This is a genomic window from Herbaspirillum sp. RV1423 (genome assembly GCF_000577615.1).
Classification (GTDB): Bacteria; Pseudomonadota; Gammaproteobacteria; order Burkholderiales; family Burkholderiaceae_D; genus Herbaspirillum.
Genome location: NZ_CBXX010000025.1, coordinates 16,762 through 36,170, shown reverse-complemented (window position 1 = coordinate 36,170; position 19,409 = coordinate 16,762). Strand labels below are relative to the sequence as shown.

17 protein-coding genes are annotated in these 19,409 nt (G+C 60.1%); 10 read left to right on the top strand and 7 right to left on the bottom strand.

The features are described 5' to 3' along the window. Positions 1–3: 3 nt before the first annotated feature. The 5 genes from RV1423_RS19320 to RV1423_RS19300 all read right to left on the bottom strand — a co-directional run bounded on the left by RV1423_RS19320 (position 4) and on the right by RV1423_RS19300 (position 4,411). Positions 4–879: an alpha/beta hydrolase gene (locus RV1423_RS19320; RefSeq protein ID WP_051516793.1), complete on the bottom strand. Its 876-nt coding sequence runs from the start codon at positions 877–879 to the stop codon at positions 4–6. Between the two features lie 299 nt (positions 880–1,178). Beyond that, complete coding sequence (locus RV1423_RS19315) at positions 1,179–2,210, bottom strand: S49 family peptidase (RefSeq protein ID WP_034300143.1); 1,032 nt, start codon at positions 2,208–2,210, stop codon at positions 1,179–1,181. 70 nt (positions 2,211–2,280) lie between these two features. Next, entirely contained in the window at positions 2,281–2,652 is a 372-nt protein-coding gene (locus tag RV1423_RS19310) for a Rieske 2Fe-2S domain-containing protein (protein ID WP_034300140.1), read from the bottom strand. An 11-nt stretch (positions 2,653–2,663) separates the two neighbouring features. After that, complete coding sequence (locus RV1423_RS19305) at positions 2,664–3,323, bottom strand: HAD-IA family hydrolase (RefSeq protein ID WP_034300137.1); 660 nt, start codon at positions 3,321–3,323, stop codon at positions 2,664–2,666. Between the two features lie 56 nt (positions 3,324–3,379). Continuing rightward, positions 3,380–4,411 (bottom strand): RluA family pseudouridine synthase, encoded by a 1,032-nt coding sequence (locus RV1423_RS19300; RefSeq protein WP_034300134.1) that lies wholly within the window; start codon positions 4,409–4,411, stop codon positions 3,380–3,382. Positions 4,412–5,113: 702 nt separating this feature from the next. Here RV1423_RS19300 and RV1423_RS19295 point away from each other — a divergent pair. The 5 genes from RV1423_RS19295 to RV1423_RS19275 all read left to right on the top strand — a co-directional run bounded on the left by RV1423_RS19295 (position 5,114) and on the right by RV1423_RS19275 (position 12,767). Continuing rightward, the gene (locus RV1423_RS19295; protein WP_034300132.1) at positions 5,114–8,143 is read left to right on the top strand and encodes an Rne/Rng family ribonuclease; all 3,030 of its coding nucleotides are present in this window, start codon (positions 5,114–5,116) and stop codon (positions 8,141–8,143) included. 194 nt (positions 8,144–8,337) lie between these two features. Further along, the gene (gene moaA / locus RV1423_RS19290) at positions 8,338–9,462 is read left to right on the top strand and encodes a GTP 3',8-cyclase MoaA (RefSeq protein ID WP_034300131.1); all 1,125 of its coding nucleotides are present in this window, start codon (positions 8,338–8,340) and stop codon (positions 9,460–9,462) included. A 7-nt stretch (positions 9,463–9,469) separates the two neighbouring features. Continuing rightward, positions 9,470–10,060: a molybdenum cofactor guanylyltransferase MobA gene (gene mobA / locus RV1423_RS19285; RefSeq protein WP_155835173.1), complete on the top strand. Its 591-nt coding sequence runs from the start codon at positions 9,470–9,472 to the stop codon at positions 10,058–10,060. Then, a complete protein-coding gene (gene glp, locus RV1423_RS19280; RefSeq protein WP_034300127.1) occupies positions 10,061–11,359 on the top strand; it encodes a gephyrin-like molybdotransferase Glp in 1,299 nt (432 codons plus the stop codon). Between the two features lie 4 nt (positions 11,360–11,363). Beyond that, positions 11,364–12,767 carry a coniferyl aldehyde dehydrogenase gene (locus tag RV1423_RS19275; protein WP_034300126.1) on the top strand — a complete coding sequence of 468 codons (1,404 nt, stop codon included), beginning with the start codon at positions 11,364–11,366 and terminating at the stop codon, positions 12,765–12,767. A 50-nt stretch (positions 12,768–12,817) separates the two neighbouring features. Here RV1423_RS19275 and RV1423_RS19270 read toward each other — a convergent pair whose 3' ends face one another. Beyond that, positions 12,818–14,293 (bottom strand): DNA recombination protein RmuC, encoded by a 1,476-nt coding sequence (locus RV1423_RS19270; protein WP_197034966.1) that lies wholly within the window; start codon positions 14,291–14,293, stop codon positions 12,818–12,820. Between the two features lie 86 nt (positions 14,294–14,379). Next, entirely contained in the window at positions 14,380–15,270 is an 891-nt protein-coding gene (locus RV1423_RS19265) for a LysR substrate-binding domain-containing protein (RefSeq protein WP_051516792.1), read from the bottom strand. Positions 15,271–15,556: 286 nt separating this feature from the next. Here RV1423_RS19265 and RV1423_RS19260 point away from each other — a divergent pair, with 286 nt between their 5' ends. From RV1423_RS19260 to RV1423_RS19240, 5 genes are all read left to right on the top strand, one after another. Further along, entirely contained in the window at positions 15,557–16,390 is an 834-nt protein-coding gene (locus RV1423_RS19260; RefSeq protein WP_034300124.1) for a transporter substrate-binding domain-containing protein, read from the top strand. Between the two features lie 117 nt (positions 16,391–16,507). Beyond that, positions 16,508–17,194, top strand: a complete 687-nt coding sequence (locus RV1423_RS19255; protein ID WP_034300122.1) for an amino acid ABC transporter permease — start codon at positions 16,508–16,510, stop codon at positions 17,192–17,194. 3 nt (positions 17,195–17,197) lie between these two features. Beyond that, a complete protein-coding gene (locus RV1423_RS19250; RefSeq protein ID WP_034300120.1) occupies positions 17,198–17,890 on the top strand; it encodes an amino acid ABC transporter permease in 693 nt (230 codons plus the stop codon). A gap of 59 nt (positions 17,891–17,949) precedes the next feature. Then, entirely contained in the window at positions 17,950–18,708 is a 759-nt protein-coding gene (locus RV1423_RS19245; protein ID WP_034300118.1) for an amino acid ABC transporter ATP-binding protein, read from the top strand. A gap of 93 nt (positions 18,709–18,801) precedes the next feature. Further along, positions 18,802–19,386 carry a cysteine dioxygenase family protein gene (locus RV1423_RS19240; protein ID WP_034300116.1) on the top strand — a complete coding sequence of 195 codons (585 nt, stop codon included), beginning with the start codon at positions 18,802–18,804 and terminating at the stop codon, positions 19,384–19,386. The last annotated feature ends 23 nt before the right edge of the window (positions 19,387–19,409 follow it).

The following is a 19,409-nucleotide window of genomic DNA, read 5'->3' as shown; positions in this document are numbered from 1 at the left end:
GCACTATTCCTTGCGGCCCACGCTGGCGACGATCCAGTCGGCAATACGCGTCACCACGTCCTGCTCGATGCCGTTGTAGCCGTGATAGGCCATGGCTTCGCAAGGATCGCCCAGGCTCGTCCCGCCGCGCACGCTGATCAGCTCCTTTTGCGGCACCGCGCTGAGTGCGTCCATCAGACGAGAAATATCGCTGAACGCACAAAGCTTGCATCCATCCTGCTCGTGATGCACCACCAGCACGGGAATACGCAAGCGCTGCAGTTGCATCTCAGGCACGGCGCGTCCGCCTTTGTTCTCGCGCAGGATGGTCGATGTCAACACCAGCCCGTCCGGACCGCCGTTTGCGCGGTCAAGTTGCGTGGCAATGAAAGCGGCCGATTGCGTGCCGCGGCTGGTGCCGACCAGCCAGACAGGAATCGCCGCCTGCTGGCGCAGCCACGCCATGAGGGCCTTGATGTCGTCAACATGTTGCGGCGTCTGGCGAAAACCGCCGAGAAACGGATACGACTGCCGGTCTGACGGCGCGTCAACAACCGCGACGGCAAAACCGCGCTCGATAAATAGTTGACGCGAGCGCACCAGGAAATTACCGCTGCCGCCGTTGAACTCTCCCTCGGCGGAAATCTGCAAACCGCCCTGTCCGCCGGCAAACAAAATCACGGTCGCTATCGGACGCTGCGGCGCCAGATAAACGAAACGCTGCGTCACGCCGGGACGCGTCGGCACGTCGACGACCTGACGGGTGAATTGCAGCGCCGGGTTGGCCTGGGACCATGCCGGCGCAACAACGACCGATGTCAGAAACAGGCTCAGAAGAAGCGCCTGAAAAACTCGGATCAAGACAGGAAGAATCTTCTTCGGATTTTTTATCGCATGCATTGCCGCCTCCTGGACTCCATTCCCGCTGCCGATGAAAAAAGGCGACGAAACCGCTAACGCCATTCAGTCCAGCCTGTTTCCCGGCCGTCGTCCCGGCGCACGCTGGTACCCAATGTCGTGAAGGCGTCCGATGCGACACCGGGTCCTGACTTTCGTCAGGACGACGGCTGTGACGGACTGATAATGCGGTAAGGCGCTTTTTAAACTTAACTGAGTGGGATTACGACCAAGCCACCGCTTTTTTCACCAGAACTCCTTTTCATCAACTGGCGTGAGATGCGTTCCAAGATACGAAGAAATCAACGCAGTTGAATGCTGCCGCCCGACAGCATCGACTTGGCCACGCCGCTGCCGACCGCCACGCCGAATTTCTTGAGCACGCGCTCAGGCAAGCCTTCGGTCTGGGTGTAATCGACCAGGTCTTCCGCCTTGATGACGTCGCGCGCCACGCTATCGACCGTGCCGAAGCCGTCGGCCAAGCCCATTTCAACTGCTTTGGAACCGGTCCAGAACAGGCCGGAGAAGGTTTCCGGGGTTTCCTTGAGGCGCTGGCCGCGGCCCTTGCGCACCACGTCGATGAATTGCTGGTGGATTTCGTTCAGCATCTGCTGGGCATATTCCTTTTGCTTCGGATCCTGGGCGCTGAACGGATCGAGGAAGCCCTTGTTTTCGCCGGCGGTCAGCAAACGGCGCTCGACGCCGACCTTTTCCATCAGACCGGTGAAACCGAAACCGTCCATCAGCACGCCGATGGAACCGACGATGCTGGCCTTGTTGACGTAAATCTTGTCGGCCGCCGCGGCGATGTAGTAACCGCCGGATGCGCACATTTCCTCGACCACGACGTACAGCGGCTTCTTGGGGTATTCCTTGCGCAGGCGCACGATCTCGTCGTTGATCATGCCGGCCTGCACCGGGCTGCCGCCGGGGCTGTTGATCTTGAGGATCACACCCATCGAATCGTCGGCGGCGAACGCCTTGTCCAGCGCCGGGATCACAGCGGATGCCGAACCGCGGCCTTCGGCTTCGATGGTGCCGCTGATTTCGACCAGCGCGGTGTGGGTGCCGACCGGTTCCGCTTCGGACCGGGTGTAATTGAAGGCGGTCCAGATCACGAAGACGAACACGGCCAGGCCGGCGATCTTGAAGAAGATGCTCCAGCGGCGGCGGGCGCGCTGCTCCTTGACTGCGAACAGGGCCAGCTTCTCCAGCACGTCGCGCTCCCAGCCGCCCTTCTTGTCGTCCGCCGCCGGTGTTCCTGAAGTCGGCGGCACGGGTTCCGCCGGCTTGGGTGGTTGCGCTTCGGGGTTTTCAAATTCGTTATTGCTCATATCGTCACTCGGAACGGCAGCTTGCCGATGCCGGACATACTGGCACGGGCTGCCGGGGTTCCCGCATGGCTTATGCCAGCGCGGGCCTTACATAATCGTCGGGCGTCCAGAAGATGGCCCCGTCTCTTTCAAACACCATGATCTTACGCAAACGCGCCCCCGTACAGGGACCGCCTTCGCATTTGCCGGTATCGGGCGCATAAACGGCGCCATGTGTTGCGCACATGAGATACAAGCCGCTGGATTCGAAGAACTCGCCTTCGGTCCAGTCCAGTTCGATCGGCACATGGGCGCATCGGTTCAGATAAGCGTAGACGGCGCCGCCGTAGCGCACCACGAAGCCGGTGGCGTCGTCGCCATGCACCGACACGGCAAAGCGCCTGCCCTTGCCGCCCTCCTCGATCTCAGCCGAAGCACATACCGGAATCGCCACTTCGTCCATAGCCGTGTTTCCTAAGCGTTTTCATTCAGCCACTGATGCAGCACCTTGATGGAGCCGGCGGAGTAGCGCGGATTGAGCGCCTGCAATTGTTCCACCGGGTGCGCGCCGAATTCTACCGCAACCCCGGTCGCACCCGCATTGAGCGCCATTTGCAAGTCGTGGGTGGTGTCGCCGATCATCAATGTGCGGTGCATTTCCTGTCCCAGTTCGCGCGTCAGTTCCTGCAGCATGGCGGGATGCGGCTTGGAAAAAGTCTCGTCGGCGCAGCGCGTGGCGTCGAATCTCGACAGCAACCCGGTGGTGTTGAGCGCGCGATTGAGCCCGACGCGGCTCTTGCCGGTAGCGACGGCCAGGAAATACCCCTGCTGCGCCAAGTCTTCAAGCATCTCGCGCACGCCATCGAACAGCGTCAGATCCTTGTCCTGGCCAAGATAATGGTGTCGATAGCGCTCGACGATGCGCGGGTAGTATTTCGGATCAACGTCGGGAATGGCCGCCTGCATGGCGTCCTGCAGGCCGAGGCCGATCACATAGGACGCTGCGCTCTTGTCGGGGATGGGCAAACCGAGATCCCTTGCCGCCGCCTGGATGCACTTGACGATGGTGGAGGTGCTGTCCATCAGCGTGCCGTCCCAATCGAACACGATCAGGTCAAATTGCTTTCTTGCCATGTTTCACTTTTCAACATATTCAAAAATCGTCTGCCGGTACAGCACGGTCAACCTCGTCAAACCGTCGCCTCAGTCCCGGCGGCATCCAGGCTTTTCAGGAAGCGCAGGCATTCCGGCGGCAGTCCCGCTTTCAGGGTCACGGTCTTGCCGCTGTCCGGATGCGTAAAACTGATCTGGTGGGCATGCAGGAACATGCGCTTGAACGCGCCCCGCTCGCCGTCAGCCTTTTGCAAGGCTTTGTTCAATGCGAAATCGCCGTACTTGTCGTCGCCCACGATGGGAAAACCGCTGGCCGACAAATGTACGCGTATTTGGTGCGTCCGACCGGTTTTCAGTTCCGCTTCCAGCAAGGCGAATTCGCCATAACGCCGGATCAGAGAAAACACGGTATGCGAGGCCTGGCCGTCTTCCTGCACGCGCACGCGGCGCTCGCCGTCGGCTGTGCTGTACTTGTGCAGCGGCAACTTGACGTGCTGGCGCGCATTCTTCCAGTCGCCATGCACCAGGGTCAGGTAGCGCTTGTCGGTCAAGCCGTCGCGAATCTGCTCATGCAGATTGGTCAGCGCCGAACGCTTTTTGGCGAGCAACAAGACGCCGGAAGTATCGCGGTCGAGCCGATGCACCAGTTCCAGAAACTTGGCGTCCGGCCGCGAAGCGCGCAACTGCTCGATGACGCCGTAGCTGACGCCGGAACCGCCATGCACGGCAACGCCGGCTGGTTTGTCGATGACCAGCAGATAGTTATCCTCAAGCAATATCTTGAATTCGGCCCCGGGCGCGACGGCAGCGGATGCCTTTTCGGCAATACGGATCGGCGGCACGCGCACGACATCGCCGTCTTCCAGGCGGTAAGTCTGGTCGATACGGCCTTTGTTGACGCGCACTTCCCCCGAACGCAGTACGCGGTAGATATGGCTCTTGGGCACGCCCTTGCAGATCCGCAAGAGGAAATTGTCGATGCGCTGACCCGCCTCTTCCTCGGAAATCGTCAGCAGTTGGACTTGCGGCGATACTGATGCCGATGGGACTGGCGCGGCCGATTCGGGCTTTTCAGGCAGCTTCCCATAAAATCTCGCTAAGTCCTTCATTTTGAATATATAATCGCTCGACGCTGGTCAGAAAACCGGCGTCAGTGTAAGAATAAAAAAGACCATTCTACACAGAGGCGTCTTCATCAGCCTCGCTAATTTGCAAATTTGATGGGGGGAACCGCGAAAAATCGCAGCATGCGGCGACAGGGTCCTGTCGGCAAGCCTTGTATATCCTAGCTCTGCACCCTACGATGTACGATGATACGGCCGGCACGATGTTGCTCCGCGCGGATTTGACGAGTTCCTTAAATGTGTACGCAGCATCTCTGCGCGAGTCCAGTTTGCACCGCAGTTGCAATCGGATAACGCACTTGGATGTTGAATCGATTTGTTTGGATTATCAGGATAAAGTCTGGCAAGACCTTCAATTGCAAAACGAAGTGCTTGCCGGTTGATGCATTGAACCCGATTCGCCGATTTGCCAACTTTCAGAAAAATGCTTCGTTTGGCTCTTGATGACAGCTTACCGTCCACAGCGACCGTGACCGCCCATGCGGAACGGCAGGCGTGGATACGGTGCTGCCCGGCTTTCCGGTTCGCCGCATCCGCGCCCCGTTGTGCATGAGTGCCGCCGCCATCAAGGCGCGCTCCACACATTAAGGCAATTCCCTCCCCCAATCACTTCATTCTCGCGTACATCCTTGTACTTATGGCGTTCTATACAAACGCCATTACGGCCTTGGTGCCACGGAGTGAAACATGAAACGTATGTTGTTCAATGCCACGCAGCAGGAAGAATTGCGCGTAGCCATCGTTGACGGTCAAAAACTGATCGACATCGATATTGAAGCCACCGGACGCGAACAGCGTAAATCGAACATTTACAAAGGCGTCATTACCCGCATCGAACCTTCCCTGGAAGCCTGCTTCGTCAATTACGGCGAAGAACGCCACGGCTTCCTGCCGTTCAAGGAAGTGGCCCGCACCTACTTCAAGGAAGGCATCGATGTGCGCAATGCTTCCATCAAGGAAGCCCTGCGCGAAGGCCAGGAAATCATCGTCCAGGTCGAGAAGGAAGAGCGCGGCAACAAGGGCGCGGCACTGACATCGTTCATCTCCCTGGCTGGCCGCTATCTGGTCCTGATGCCGAACAACCCGCGCGGCGGCGGTGTTTCGCGCCGTGTCGAAGGCGAAGATCGCCAGGAGCTGCGCGAAACCATGGACAAGCTGGACCTGCCCAACGGCATGTCCGTCATCGCCCGCACCGCAGGCATCGGCCGCAACGTCGACGAACTGCAATGGGACTTGAACTACCTGATGCAACTCTGGCGCGCCATCGAAGGCGCCGGCCAGTCCGGCTCCGGCGCTTTCCTGATTTACCAGGAATCCTCGCTGGTCATCCGCGCGATCCGCGACTACTTCCAGCCCGACATCGGCGAAATCCTGATCGACACCGACGACATCCACGACCAGGCCCAGCAGTTCATGGCTCACGTGATGCCGGACATGGTCCACCGCGTCAAGCGCTACCGCGACGACGTGCCGCTGTTCTCGCGTTTCCAGATCGAACACCAGATCGAAACCGCCTACTCGCGCACCGTGCCGCTGCCATCGGGCGGCGCCATCGTGATCGACCACACCGAAGCGCTGGTCTCGGTCGACGTCAACTCGGCCCGCGCCACCCGTGGCAGCGACATCGAAACCACCGCGTTCTACACCAATCTTGAAGCCGCCGACGAAGTGGCCCGCCAGTTGCGCCTGCGCGACCTGGGCGGCCTGATCGTGATCGACTTCATCGACATGGAAAACGCCAAGAACCAGCGTGAAGTCGAATCCCGCCTCAAAGACGCCCTGCACCACGACCGCGCCCGCGTCCAGATGGGCAAGATCTCGCGCTTTGGCCTGATGGAGCTGTCGCGCCAGCGCCTGCGTCCGTCGCTGTCCGAAGGCAGCCACGTGACCTGCCCGCGCTGCAACGGCACCGGCCACATCCGCGACACCGAATCGTCCGCATTGCAAGTCCTGCGCATCATCCAGGAAGAAGCGATGAAGGAAAACTCCGCCGCCATCCATGTGCAGGCGCCGGTTGACGTCGCCGCTTTCCTGCTCAACGAAAAGCGCGGCGAAATCCTGAAGATCGAAACACGCCATCGCGTGACGGTCATCATGATCCCGAACAAGCATCTGGAAACGCCGCACTACAAGCTCGAGCGCATCAAGCACGATGATCCGCGCCTGGACGATACCCAAGCCAGCTACGCCATGGCCGAGCAGGCAGAAACCGACATCGGTTACAGCAAGCGCCAGAAAGAAGACGTCAAGCCGCGCCAGGAAGCCGTCGTCAAGGGCATCACCCCCGACCAGCCGGCGCCGATCGTCGAACGCAAGGTCGTCGCCGCGCCGGAACCGCTGCCGACGCTGGCGCCGGAATCAGGCTTCTTCAGCAAGATCTGGAGCTTCTTCCGCGCCAAACCGGCGGAAACCGCACCGGTTGCCGCACCGGTCGAAACCAAGACCCCGCAGAAACGCGAACACGCCGACCGCAACGGCCGCAGCCGCAACGGCCGCAACCGTAATGGCCGAGGCCGCGAAGAGCGCGACGGCGCAGCAGCGCAGACCCAGGGCAGCCGCGACGAATCCGGCAAGCAGGACGCCGAAGGCAAACCGGCACGTCCTCCACGCCCGCCGCGTGAGCCCAAGGAAGCCCGTGAGCCGCGTGAACCACGCGAGCCGCGCGAAGGCGCAGAAGGCCGCAACGATCGCGAACCACGCGAGTCGCGTCAGCCACGCGAAGGTCGTGAAAATCGTGAGCCGCGCGAAGGAAACGAAGCCCGTGAAGCACGCGAACCGCGTCAGCCGCGCCCTCCGCGTCCACCACGCGAAGAGCGCAAGGAATTGCCGAAAGCCGAAGACGCCTTGCCGCTGGAAGCAGCACTGGCAACCGACGCTATTGCCGTGACTGCCGTCGAAGGCGCTGAAGCCGCGCAGGTTGCCGGCAATCAGGTCGAAGGCACAACGGAAGAAGGCGGCGAACCGCGTCGTCGCCGTCGTCGCGGCGGCCGTAACCGCAATCGTCGCGATCGTGAACCAGGCGATAACGTCAATGGCGAAAATGCCGAAGGCGATCTGGCGGATGGCGAAGAACCGGCACAAGTTGCAGCGCCGGCCGTCCAGGCAACGACGCATACCGAGACAGCCTGGTACGAGAAAGCGCCGGCAACTCCGGTCGCCGCTCCTGCCGAGCCTGTTGAAGCTGCCGTAGCGCCAACGCCTGCTGCTGAAGCCGTTCCCGTCGTGGAAACCGCGTCTGCGCCGGCTCCTGTCCAGGAAGCCGTCGCCAGTGCGGTTGAAACACCGGTCCTTGCTGCTCCTGTTGCGACAGAACCTGTTGCCGAAACTGCGCCTGCAGTAGTCGCACCGACGCCTGCCGTTGCCGAAACGCCTGCGGCTCCGCCGGTACAACAGCAAATCAGCCTGCTGCCTGAAACGATTGTCCCGGCAGCCGTTGAACCAACGCCGGCACCGGTCCAAGCGCCTGTTCAAGCCGCCCCGGCACCGGTGCCCGTAGCAGCGCCAGCGCCGGCGGCATCCAACGGCAAGCAATGGAATGACCTGCACGAGATGTTGTCGTCGGCCGGCCTGACTCTTGCCAGCACCGATCCTGAAAAACTGCGCGCCGCCCAGGCTGCAGCCGCCCAGATCGTGGTTGCGCCACGCGTGCCGCGCGAACGCAAGCCATTGCCGCCGCAATCGACAGATCCCCTGGTTCAAGTCGAAACCCGCCGCTGATGCCGTAGCGAACGTCGCGCAACAAGGAAAAAAGGGAGTGAAAGCTCCCTTTTTTTCGTCCGCAGCCTCTGGGGCAAAAACCTGCTTCCTTGCCAAAAAGGAACTAAAAGTTCCGCCGGACGGCTGCTGTACCGCCTCCGCGACATTCACTCTGTACACTGTGCGTTCCCCGGCCTCGTGCTATCGTAGCGAGTATGAACAAGCGCATCATTCCCATCATCGACGAACGCCTCAACGGCAGCTTCGCAGCCGTCCCCGAGCTGCTGGAAGCGCCGACCGGCTTTCTCGCCGACGCCATGATGCGCCCGCTGCACGACCTGCGCATTTCCGTCACCGACCGCTGCAACTTCCGCTGCGTCTATTGCATGCCCAAGGAAGTGTTCGACAAGGACTACACCTTCCTGCCGCACGCCTCGTTGCTGTCGTTCGAAGAAATCACGCGCCTGGCCAAGCTGTTCGTCGCCCATGGCGTCGAGAAAATCCGCCTGACCGGCGGCGAACCGCTCTTGCGCAAGCATCTGGAACGCCTCGTCGGCATGCTGCACGAACTGCGCACGCCCGACGGCCGCGAGCTCGACCTCACGCTGACCACCAACGGCACGCTGCTGGCGCAAAAAGCCCTGGCGCTCAAGGATGCCGGCCTCAAGCGCGTGACCGTGTCGCTGGATGCGCTGGACGACGCCAACTTCAAGCGCATGAACGATGTCGACGTGTCGGTCGCGCAGATCCTGCACGGCCTCGACATAGCGCACCAGGTCGGCCTCGGTCCGATCAAGATCAACATGGTCGTCAAGAAAGGCGTCAACGACCACGAAATCCTGCCAATGGCGCGCCATTTCAAGGACTCGCCTTTCATTTTGCGCTTCATCGAATACATGGACGTCGGCAGCTCCAACGGCTGGCGCATGGACGATGTGGTGCCGTCGAGCGAAGTAATTCGCCGCCTCCATGCAGAGCTGCCGCTCGAAGCCATCGACGCCAACTACGCCGGAGAGACCGCGCAACGCTGGCGCTACAAGGACGGCGGCGGAGAAGTCGGCGTCATCTCCAGCGTCACGCAAGCCTTTTGCCACGACTGCAGCCGCGCGCGCCTGTCCACCGAAGGCAAGGTCTACACCTGCCTCTTCGCCAGCGAAGGCCACGATTTACGCGGATTGTTGCGCGGCGAACGCAGCGACGCCGAAATCTCGTCGGCCATCGCCAACATCTGGCACAACCGCGGCGACCGCTACTCCGAACTGCGCAGCGAAAACAAAGGTCCTTCCACGACATCGATGCCGCAAGTGCGCAAAGTCGAAATGTCGTACATCGGCGGCTGAAGTGTCCATCGCTGCCGACCAGATCACGGGCCTGATACTCGCCGGTGGACGCGGCGCCCGCATGGGTCATGCCGACAAGGGCTTGCAACTGTTGCACGGCAAACCGCTGGCGGCGTATGCCATCGCGCGGCTGGCGCCGCAAGTCGGCAGCATTGCCATCAACGCCAACCGCCACCAAAGCGACTATGCGGCGTTCGGCCTGCCGGTGTGGCCCGACCTGCTGCCCGACTTTCCCGGCCCGCTGGCGGGACTGCATAGCGGCCTCACGCATTGCTCCACGGATTACCTGGCCGCGGTGCCGTGCGATTCGCCTTTACTGCCGTCCGATCTGGTGACGATGCTGGCGGCAGCGCTTTGCCAACAGCAAGCCGACGCCGCCATCGCAGTCACCGGACAAGCCAGCCGGCAACGCCATCCGGTATTCTGCCTGCTTAAAAAAACGCTGCTGCCGTCCCTGACGCATTATCTGCAACAGGACGGCCGCAAAATGGAGCGCTGGTTTGCCGGCATCCACACCGCCGAAGTCAGTTTCGACGACGAAGCCGCCTTCAGCAACATCAACACGTTGCAAGAGCTGCACCAACTGGAATCAGAATAAATGCCCCAACGCTCCTTGTCCGATATCGTCAGTTGCGTCTCCGATTATGACCCGGAGGCCATGACCGTGCCGCAGGCACAACAGATCATCCACGACTACGTGCAGCCGATCGCCTCGGTCGAACGCGTCGCCATTCGCAGCGCGCTCGACCGCACGCTGGCCGCCGACATTACCTCGACCATCGACGTCCCCGCCAACGACAACTCCGCCATGGACGGCTATGCGCTGCGCAGCGCGGATATCGTCGCTGGAGAAACGCTGGTCCTGCGCATCGTCGGCAGCGTCCATGCCGGCCAGCAGTTCGACGGCGGCGTCGCCGCAGGCGAATGCGTACGCATCATGACCGGCGCCGCCATGCCGGCCGATTGCGACACGGTTGTGCCGCAGGAATTCACCGAGGGTCGGACCGCCGACACCGTCGCCATTCCGGCCGGCAGCAGCATCTCGCCGATACGCCCTGGCGACAACCGCCGCCTGCGCGGCGAAGACTTGCGCAACGGCCAGGTCGCGCTGCGCGCCGGCAAGATCCTGCGTCCGGCCGACATCGGCCTGCTGGCGTCGCTAGGCGTGGTGGAAGTATCGGTGCAGCGTCGCCTGCGCGTGGCCTTCTTCTCGACCGGCGACGAGTTGCGTTCGGTCGGCGAGCCGCTTGATCCCGGCTGCGTCTACGACTCCAACCGCTACACCTTGTACGGCATGCTCACGCGCCTGGGTTGCGAGATCATCGACATGGGCGTGGTCAAGGACGATCCCGTTGCGATGGAAGCGGCGTTTCGCAGCGCCTGCGAACATGCCGACGCGGTCATCACCTCGGGCGGCGTCTCGGTCGGCGTGGCCGATTACACCAAGCAGACCATGACCAAGCTGGGCGACATGCTGTTCTGGAAAATCGGCATGCGCCCGGGCCGGCCGATGGCTTTCGGTCGCATTGCCTCGCAAGGCCGCGGCGCCTACCTGTTCGGCCTGCCGGGCAACCCGGTCGCGGTGATGGTGAGTTTTTACTTCTTCGTGCGCGATGCCTTGCTGCGCATGATGGGTGCGACCGCCAGTCCTCTGCCGCGCCTGCACGCGACATCGCTGTCGGCGATCCGCAAGAAGCCGGGACGTACCGAATACCAGCGCGGCATCCTCGCCGCCGATAGCGACGGCGAATGGAAAGTGAAGCTCACCGGCGCGCAAGGCTCCGGCATCCTGCGCTCGATGTCGGACGCCAACTGCATCATCGTGCTCGACGACGCCCAGGGCGACATTGCTGCCGGCGACAAGGTGCGGGTCGTCCTGTTCGACGGGCTGACCTGACTCCATGACGTTAGCGGCGCGCTTCGACCGGCTGCACCTGTGCTCGCGCGCGCAACCGGCGCCGCCGTGGGAGGTCCGCAAGGACAAGCTGATGCGCCTGCGCCATCTGCTGCTGCGGCACAAGCAAGATATTGCCGCCGCCATCAGCGCCGACTTTGGCAACCGCTCGCAGCACGAGACGCAATTCCTCGAAGTCTTCACCAGCCTGCAGGCGATCGATCACGCGCTCGCCCACGGCAGACAATGGATGCAGCCGCAGACGCGGCCGACAGCGCTTTGGTACAAGCCGGCCAGGAACTGCCTGTTGCCGCAGCCGCTCGGCGTGGTCGGCATCGTCACGCCGTGGAATTATCCGCTGCTGCTGACCGTCGGTCCGCTTGCCTGCGCGCTGGCCGCAGGCAACCTGGCGATGATCAAGCTGTCGGAGAATACGCCCGGATTCGGCGAGCTGTTCGACCGGCTGATCCGGCAGTCGTTTTCAGAGGACGAAATCGCAGTTGTCAACGGCGGCGCCGACGTCGCCCAGGAATTCTGCGCCCTCGCGTTCGACCACCTCATCTTTACCGGCTCGACCGCCATCGGCCGCGAAGTCATGCGCATCGCGAGCACCCGCCTGACGCCGGTGACGCTAGAGCTGGGCGGAAAATCGCCGGCCATCGTCGCCCCCAATGCCGACTTCAAGCGCGCCGTGATGCGCATCATGAGCGGCAAATTACTCAATGCCGGACAAACCTGCATCGCACCGGATTATGTGTTGCTGCCGCAGGGCCGGGAACAAGCGTTCATCGACGCCGCACGCGAGGCCGTGACGCGCATGTACCCTGCGCTCAACGACGAACGACTGGCGACCGACGACTACACCTGCATCATCAACCAGCGCCATTTCGAGCGCTTGCAGGCACTCTGCGCAGACGCGCAACAGCTAGGCGCCGTCGTCACGCCCCTCACCACGCATACGCCGCATGCGTCGACGCGCCTGATGCCGCCGGTGGTGCTGACGCAGGTAGCACCGGCGGCACGCATCATGCAGGAAGAAATTTTCGGTCCCTTGCTGCCGTTGATCGGCTACGGCGATCTCGACGAAGCGATCGCCTTCGTCAATGCCCGGCCCCGTCCACTGGCGCTCTACCTGTTCGCCAAGGACCAGTCGGCCATCGATCAGGTATTGCTGCAGACGATCACCGGCGGCGTAACAGTCAACGACACGCTGCTGCACATTGCTCAGGAGACCTTGCCTTTCGGCGGCGTCGGCGCATCCGGCTTCGGCGCCTATCACGGAGAAGAAGGTTTCAGGCGCTTTTCGCACATGAAGCCGGTGTTTACGCAAAGCCGCATCAATGCGATGCGACTGTTCAGCCCGCCTTACGGCAAGGCGTTTGCGTTGTTGATGAAATTCCTGATTCGCTGAGTTTCTGATAACGCCGTCATGCGGCGAAAACGATGGCGCATTTGCAATATTTACAACAATTCATTCTGGCCATCGCCGTCGATTTCCGGCTCGGCCGTTCCCAGCAATTTCTGCGCGGCGTCGCTCGGCAAAGCTTCCACCGACTTCAGTTTGCGCGTCATCTGACGCGTGCGGGTTTCGGCTTGCTCGATATTCTTGGCGGCGCGTTCCAGCGTGCTCTTGGTCGCCGCCAGCACGTCGCCGAACTTGCCGAACTCCGTCTTGACCGCGCCCAGCACCTGCCACACTTCCGATGAACGTTTCTCCAGCGCCAGCGTGCGGAATCCCATCTGCAAACTGTTCAGCAGGGCCGACAAGGTCGACGGACCCGCGATGCTCACGCGATAGGTGCGTTGCAATTCGTCCGACAAACCGGGACGACGCATGACTTCCGCGTACAAACCCTCGGTCGGCAGGAACAGGATGGCGAAATCGGTCGTCAGCGGCGGCGACAAATACTTCTCGGCGATAGTCTTGGCTTCGCCGCGCACCGCACGCTCCAGTTCGCGTCCGGCCTGCGCCACGCCTTCGGCATCGGCGCGATCGGCGGCGTCCGCCAGGCGTTCGTACTGCTCCTTCGGGAACTTGGCGTCGATCGGCATCCACACGGGCGTGCCGCCATCGTCGTTGCCCGGCAGCTTGATGGCGAACTCGACGCGCTCGCCGCTGTTAGGCACGGTTTCGACGTTCTTGGCGTACTGTTCGGGTGTAAGCACCTGTTCCAGCAACATCTCCAGTTGCACTTCCCCCCAGGTGCCGCGCGTCTTGACGTTGGTCAGCACACGTTTGAGATCGCCGACGCCAATCGCCAGTTGCTGCATTTCACCAAGACCCTGATGGACTTTCTCGAGGCGGTCCGACACCAGCTTGAACGACTCTCCAAGGCGCTGCTCCAGCGTGGCGTGCAATTTCTCGTCGACGGTCTTGCGCATTTCTTCCAGGCGGTTGCCGTTGTCGAGTTGCAGGTCCTTGATCTTGGCTTCCAGCGTGGCGCGCACTTCCGCCATGCGCTGTGCGTTGGACTCGGTCAGCGTCGTCAGCGTCTGGTTCAACGTGTCGCCGAAACGCTTCAGCGACGCCGCTTGCTCTTCGCGGCTGGCTTGCGCCTGCAGGTTCATGGTCTGGCGCATGCCGTCGAGCTGCTGGGCGTTGGTTTCGTTGAGCTTGACCAGTTGCTGCGCGAAACCGTCGATCTGGTTGTTCTGCAAGGTCGCGACGCTGGTCATCTGCGCGGCCAGCGTCTGTTGCAACTGGCCGAAATTGCTGCCGAGTTCCTGGCGCGTGTTTTGCGCGTTGGATTGCATCTGATCGCGCAGTTCGCGCTCGCTGCGTTCGGCGAGGTCCTGCTGATGGCGCTGCAATTCGCTCTTGACCTGTTGCAAAGGCGTGTCAATGTCAACGCCGCCACGGCTGCGCACGAGGATCAATATTTGCAGCACGACGCCCACGGCAATCATGGCGAGAAAAATCAATTCAGTCTGTGTCATGTATTTCTAAAAAAAATCAGGAATGTGTTGTTTTGCAGAGCATATCACCCGCAATCATTTTATCGATGTATCGACAGTTGGATTTCTTATCCTGGAACAGGTACTGATGAAGACAGCGCCCGCCCATGATCATGGCTGCTTTTGCTTAAGGTATCGAACACTATCTTGGCAATCGTACCGACCTGCTCGTCGCGCAAATACAAAAAGAAATTCACATCCGGCAAGCGCGGAAATCCTTCCGACTCGCCCAACACGCGGAATTCCGGACTGATCATTTCTATGCTGCGCGCAGTGATGCCAAGACCTGCACGCAACGCGGCCTTGATGCCGACCAGCGACGGCGCGACATAGCTGATGTGATACGCGATGCCGGCCGCATTGAGCGACTGCAGCGCAAGCTCGCGGAAAAGACTGGGCTCATCAGCCACTACCAGCTTGATCGGATTGGCCGGATTGTGGACATAGTCCGTTGCACATAGCCAGACCGTGGGCGATGTCCGCAAAATAAATCCAGGATGCACATCGCTTTTGCGCGTCGACAGCGTCAAATCGATCTCGCCGCGGCGCAATGCCTGCATCAAAAAGGGGCTGCGCCCGACATGGATTTCCATCCGCAGATGAGGATAGATTTTTGCGAAACGCGCCAACAGCGACGGCAGGATTGTTTCCGCAATGTCATTGGGTGCGCCGATGCGCAGCGAACCCTTGACGTCGTCCATATCCAGCATGCCCAGAGCCTCATCATTGAGCGCCAGAATCCGGATCGCATACTCCAGCAGCTTGCTGCCCTGTGCCGTCAATTGCTTGCTGCGTCCGGTTTTCTGGAAGATGGAAAAACCCAGTTGGGACTCCAGACGCTGCATTTGCTGCGTCACCGCCGACTGCGTCCGATGGACCTGATCGGCGGCGGCGGCAAACGACGAAAACTCGGAAATTGCAACAAATGTACGCAACAATTCCATGTCCAGATTTCGCATCAAAGCCCTCATTTCGATCAAAAAACAAATTAGCCGCACTGCACAAAATGGTGCGTTAAATTGTGTGAATCACTACAAAAACAGCGATTTGCACCACTATAGTGACATCAAAACATAAACATTTCTTATATTTTAACGCGCAAAATTAAATTGTTCATGCGGTCGTTCTTGGATAGTCTGAGGCCTTGGATTGCAGGAAGGATGCTTCGGAACATCTGACGATATTCGGGAAGAAATTGATTCGTTGTACTTGTTTTTTGCGTAAATTTTATACAGGGACACCAAGATGAAGAAATCTGCATTATTAAGCCAGGCTGTATGCGTGCTCTTGTTGAGCACTGTCGGCATCACGGCGCACGCTGATCAACTGGCTGACATCAAGGCGCGCGGCAGCCTCAATTGCGGCACCCAGAATGCCAGCGAACCTTATGCCTTTCCCGATGCCAACACCCGCCAGATCGTCGGCTTCGATGTAGACATCTGCAATGCGCTGGCCAAAGGCCTGGGCGTGAAGCTGCTACACAAGCCCGTCTCTACCGATGCCCGCATTCCCGAACTGAAGACCCGCCGCGTCGATGTCCTGGCCGCTGCCATGGCGTATATGCCGGCACGCGCCAGTCAGGTCGACTTCAGCTACCAGTATTTTGTGGCGCCCATCAAGGTGCTGGTGCGGGACAGTTCACCGATCAAGACTGCCGCCGATCTGGTGGGCAAGAAAATATCCGCCAGCGAAGGCTCCAGTTCTGCCGCTGTCGGCGCCGCCAAGCTGCCTGACTCGCGCATGCTGACGTTCCACGATATTTCATCCGGTTTCCTCGCCCTGCAACAAGGCAAGGTCGACGGCCTGGTTGCAGGCCAACTGATCCTGACGCGTTTCATGCGTGAAGCAGAGCAAAAAGGCGGCGAACAATACCGCCTCTTGCCCGGCTCGATTTTCGAGGAACGGGTCGGCGTCACCATCAACAAGAACGAACCTGCGCTGATGGCAGCGATCAATCAAATCCTGCAGGCCTACGAAAAATCAGGCGAACTGCAAGTCAGCTTCGACAAATGGCTGGGCGCCAATTCCAGCTACAAGATGACACGCGACTACAAGGTCGAACCGATCAATCCAAATTAAATGCGATGCAATCGGTTGGCAGTTGCTGATCTCCTTCGGGGATCAGCCGGTTGATATCAGCGGCTGACACGATCGATATGTAACGATTGCAATCACATTTCGCAGGAAATCCTCACCATGTTTGATTTATCCTTCCTGGCCGAAGACGGTTACCTCGGCCTGCTCCGGGACGGCATCCTGACGACGCTGCAGTTGTTCGCGGTGTCCGCCTTGCTGGCGCTGGCGACGGGCGTGATGCTGGTCATCATGCGCTCCTCAGGCATCAGGGTGCTCAAGCTGCTGGTCGTCGGCTTTGTCGAGTATCACCGCAACGTCCCCATTCTTGTCCAAATCCTGATCTGGTATTTCGGCATACCGCAAGCCTTGCCCGCACCGCTGCGCATCATGGTCAACAGCGGCAATACCGAATTCATCTTCGCGGTGATTGCGCTGGCGATGAATTCCGCAGCCTTTATTTCCGAGGATCTGCGTTCCGGCCTGCGCGCCATCCCGCGCACCCAGGAAGAAGCAGCCTGCTCGATCGGCCTGAATTTTTTCCAACGCTATCGTTACATCATCTTGCCGCAAGCAATACGGATCGCCATTCCTTCGCTGCTCAACCAGACGCTGATCCTGTTCAAGAACAGCAGCCTGGCAATGGCCATCGGCGTACACGAACTGCTGTTTCGCACCAAGCAGATCGACAACGCCACCTTCCGCACGTTCGACGTGTTCCTGGTGGCTACCGTGCTGTATCTGATCGGCACGATTTCCCTGATGCTGATGGCTGATCATTTCAGCAAGCAAAAAATCAAGAAGGCTTGAGCGATGCTGGAAATTCTACAAAACTATCTGCCGCTGTTTCTGATCGGAGCCTATCCCAACGGCCCCCTGGGCGGGTTGGCAATGACGCTGATCCTGTCCGTGCTCGGGCTTGGACTGTCTTTCCCGATTGCGATCCTGATCGGGCTGGCGCATCTGTCCTCGTTCGCCTGGCTGCGCTTCGCAGCGCAATGGTGGACGCGAGTGATACGCGGCATCCCTTTGCTGCTGATCATTTTCTGGGCTTATTTCTGCGTGCCGCTGATCGTTGGCGCCGAGGTCTCCGGATTCACCACCGTCGTGTGCGCAATCGTGGTTTATGAAAGCGCCTTCCTCGCACAGGTAGTGCGCGCCGGTCTGGAAGGTCTGCCGAGAGGACAAAACGAGGCTGCTCGCTCGACCGGGCTGACCTGGCTGCAAAGCATGCGCTTCGTATTGCTGCCGCAAGCGCTGGCCAACATGATTCCTTCCATCGTCAATCAGTTCGTATCGACCATCAAGGCGACATCCCTGGCCTACGTGATCGGCGTACCGGAACTGACTTACTCCGCCGCCCAGGTCAATACCATGACGCTGACCAAACCGCTGGAGTGTTATCTGGTGCTGGCCGGTTTCTATTTCGTGCTGTGCTTTTTCATCTCACGCTTTGCCGGTCTGCTGGAGCGCCGCATTGCAAGGACGACCCGCGGCATGGCTTGACGTTGCGTCTTTTGAATTCAATATCTGAATTGACAGTATCAATCTACGAGGAGCTGTTCATGTTGAAGCTGCAGAAAATCGATAAATGGTATGACGACTATCACGCTCTAAAGGGCGTCGATGTCGAGATAAAAAAAGGGGAAGTAGTCGTTGTCTGCGGCCCTTCCGGCTCCGGCAAGTCGACGCTGATCCGCACGTTGACGCGGCTGGAAGCGATCCAGGGCGGGCGCATTCTGTTCGAAGACAAAGACATCTACGCCCGCAACGTGGATGTCAATAAATTGCGGGCACGCGTCGGCTTCGTGTTCCAGAGTTTCAATCTGTTTCAGAACATGTCGGTGCGCAACAATCTCACGCTGGGCCCGGTGAAAGTATTGGGCATCAGTCGCGATGAAGCCAATGCCCGCGCCTTGGAATTGCTGAAGAAAGTCGGCCTGGAAAAGAAGATTGACGCCATGCCTGCGAATCTCTCAGGCGGCCAACAACAGCGCGTCGCGATTGCCCGCGCGTTGGCGATGCAACCGGCGCTGATGCTGTTTGACGAACCAACCAGCGCGCTGGACCCGGAAATGGTGTCGGAGGTATTGCAGGTCATGCAGTCTCTGGCGCGCGACGGCATGACGATGATCATCGTGTCGCATGAAATGGGTTTTGCACGCGAAGTTTCCAGCCGGGTCTGGTTCATGGACAACGGCGAACTGCTTGAAGACGCGCCGCCGGATCAGTTCTTCAGTAATCCGACACATCCGCGTGCACGCAAGTTCTTGCAGGATGTGGTGCGCCCGCATGACCGCGCGGTGTCGCCGCTGGCCGCTTGATCACGCGCAACTGACAAGATCGCTCCACCGTAGAAGCAGGATATTCACCTTTCCCATTTAATTTCACCCTTCTGATAAATCGAGAGACCAACAATGAATCCATCACAGCAAGAACTCACCGTCGACGCCGCCATCGCGCAAATCAAACAAACCATTGCCGCCGAAGGCACCACACGTGCTTCGTTGGCCAAGGTGCTGAACGCGGTTGAAGCGCTCGCCGCGCAAACGCATATGTGGTCAGCCGACAAGTTCGCCGCACCGGCCGATGGGGAATTGCAGGCCCGATACATGATTCACGAAGATCCGGATCATTCCTATGCCCTGTATCTGAACGTGATGCTGCCCGGCAAACGCATCGTGCCGCACAACCACACCACCTGGGCCTGTATCGCCGCGGTCGAGGGTGTCGAACACAATTACGTCTATCGCCGCACGGACGACGGCAAGACGGCAGGCGTGGGCACGCTGGAATTGGACGATACCGTGGTCGTCGGCCCGGGGCACGGTATCGCCCTGCTGCCTGACGATATCCACGCGGTCAAAATCATGGGCGACACCGCCATCCGTCATCTGCATATGTACGGGCGCGCGCTGGAAACGCTGACCGAGCGGATCGCCTTCGATCTGGACACCGGCCGCTATCAAACCATGGCCATCGGCGTGCAGACACGCCGCTGAACCGCGCTTTCATGCTGCATTTT

Coding starts and splice junctions, on each gene's coding strand:
- RV1423_RS19320 (WP_051516793.1), bottom strand. CDS start 879: ATGCATGCGATAAAAAATCCGAAGAAGATTCTTCCTGTCTTGATCCGA.
- RV1423_RS19315 (WP_034300143.1), bottom strand. CDS start 2,210: ATGAGCAATAACGAATTTGAAAACCCCGAAGCGCAACCACCCAAGCCG.
- RV1423_RS19310 (WP_034300140.1), bottom strand. CDS start 2,652: ATGGACGAAGTGGCGATTCCGGTATGTGCTTCGGCTGAGATCGAGGAG.
- RV1423_RS19305 (WP_034300137.1), bottom strand. CDS start 3,323: ATGGCAAGAAAGCAATTTGACCTGATCGTGTTCGATTGGGACGGCACG.
- RV1423_RS19300 (WP_034300134.1), bottom strand. CDS start 4,411: ATGAAGGACTTAGCGAGATTTTATGGGAAGCTGCCTGAAAAGCCCGAA.
- RV1423_RS19295 (WP_034300132.1), top strand. CDS start 5,114: ATGAAACGTATGTTGTTCAATGCCACGCAGCAGGAAGAATTGCGCGTA.
- moaA (WP_034300131.1), top strand. CDS start 8,338: ATGAACAAGCGCATCATTCCCATCATCGACGAACGCCTCAACGGCAGC.
- glp (WP_034300127.1), top strand. CDS start 10,061: ATGCCCCAACGCTCCTTGTCCGATATCGTCAGTTGCGTCTCCGATTAT.
- RV1423_RS19275 (WP_034300126.1), top strand. CDS start 11,364: ATGACGTTAGCGGCGCGCTTCGACCGGCTGCACCTGTGCTCGCGCGCG.
- RV1423_RS19270 (WP_197034966.1), bottom strand. CDS start 14,293: ATGACACAGACTGAATTGATTTTTCTCGCCATGATTGCCGTGGGCGTC.
- RV1423_RS19265 (WP_051516792.1), bottom strand. CDS start 15,270: ATGCGAAATCTGGACATGGAATTGTTGCGTACATTTGTTGCAATTTCC.
- RV1423_RS19260 (WP_034300124.1), top strand. CDS start 15,557: ATGAAGAAATCTGCATTATTAAGCCAGGCTGTATGCGTGCTCTTGTTG.
- RV1423_RS19255 (WP_034300122.1), top strand. CDS start 16,508: ATGTTTGATTTATCCTTCCTGGCCGAAGACGGTTACCTCGGCCTGCTC.
- RV1423_RS19250 (WP_034300120.1), top strand. CDS start 17,198: ATGCTGGAAATTCTACAAAACTATCTGCCGCTGTTTCTGATCGGAGCC.
- RV1423_RS19245 (WP_034300118.1), top strand. CDS start 17,950: ATGTTGAAGCTGCAGAAAATCGATAAATGGTATGACGACTATCACGCT.
- RV1423_RS19240 (WP_034300116.1), top strand. CDS start 18,802: ATGAATCCATCACAGCAAGAACTCACCGTCGACGCCGCCATCGCGCAA.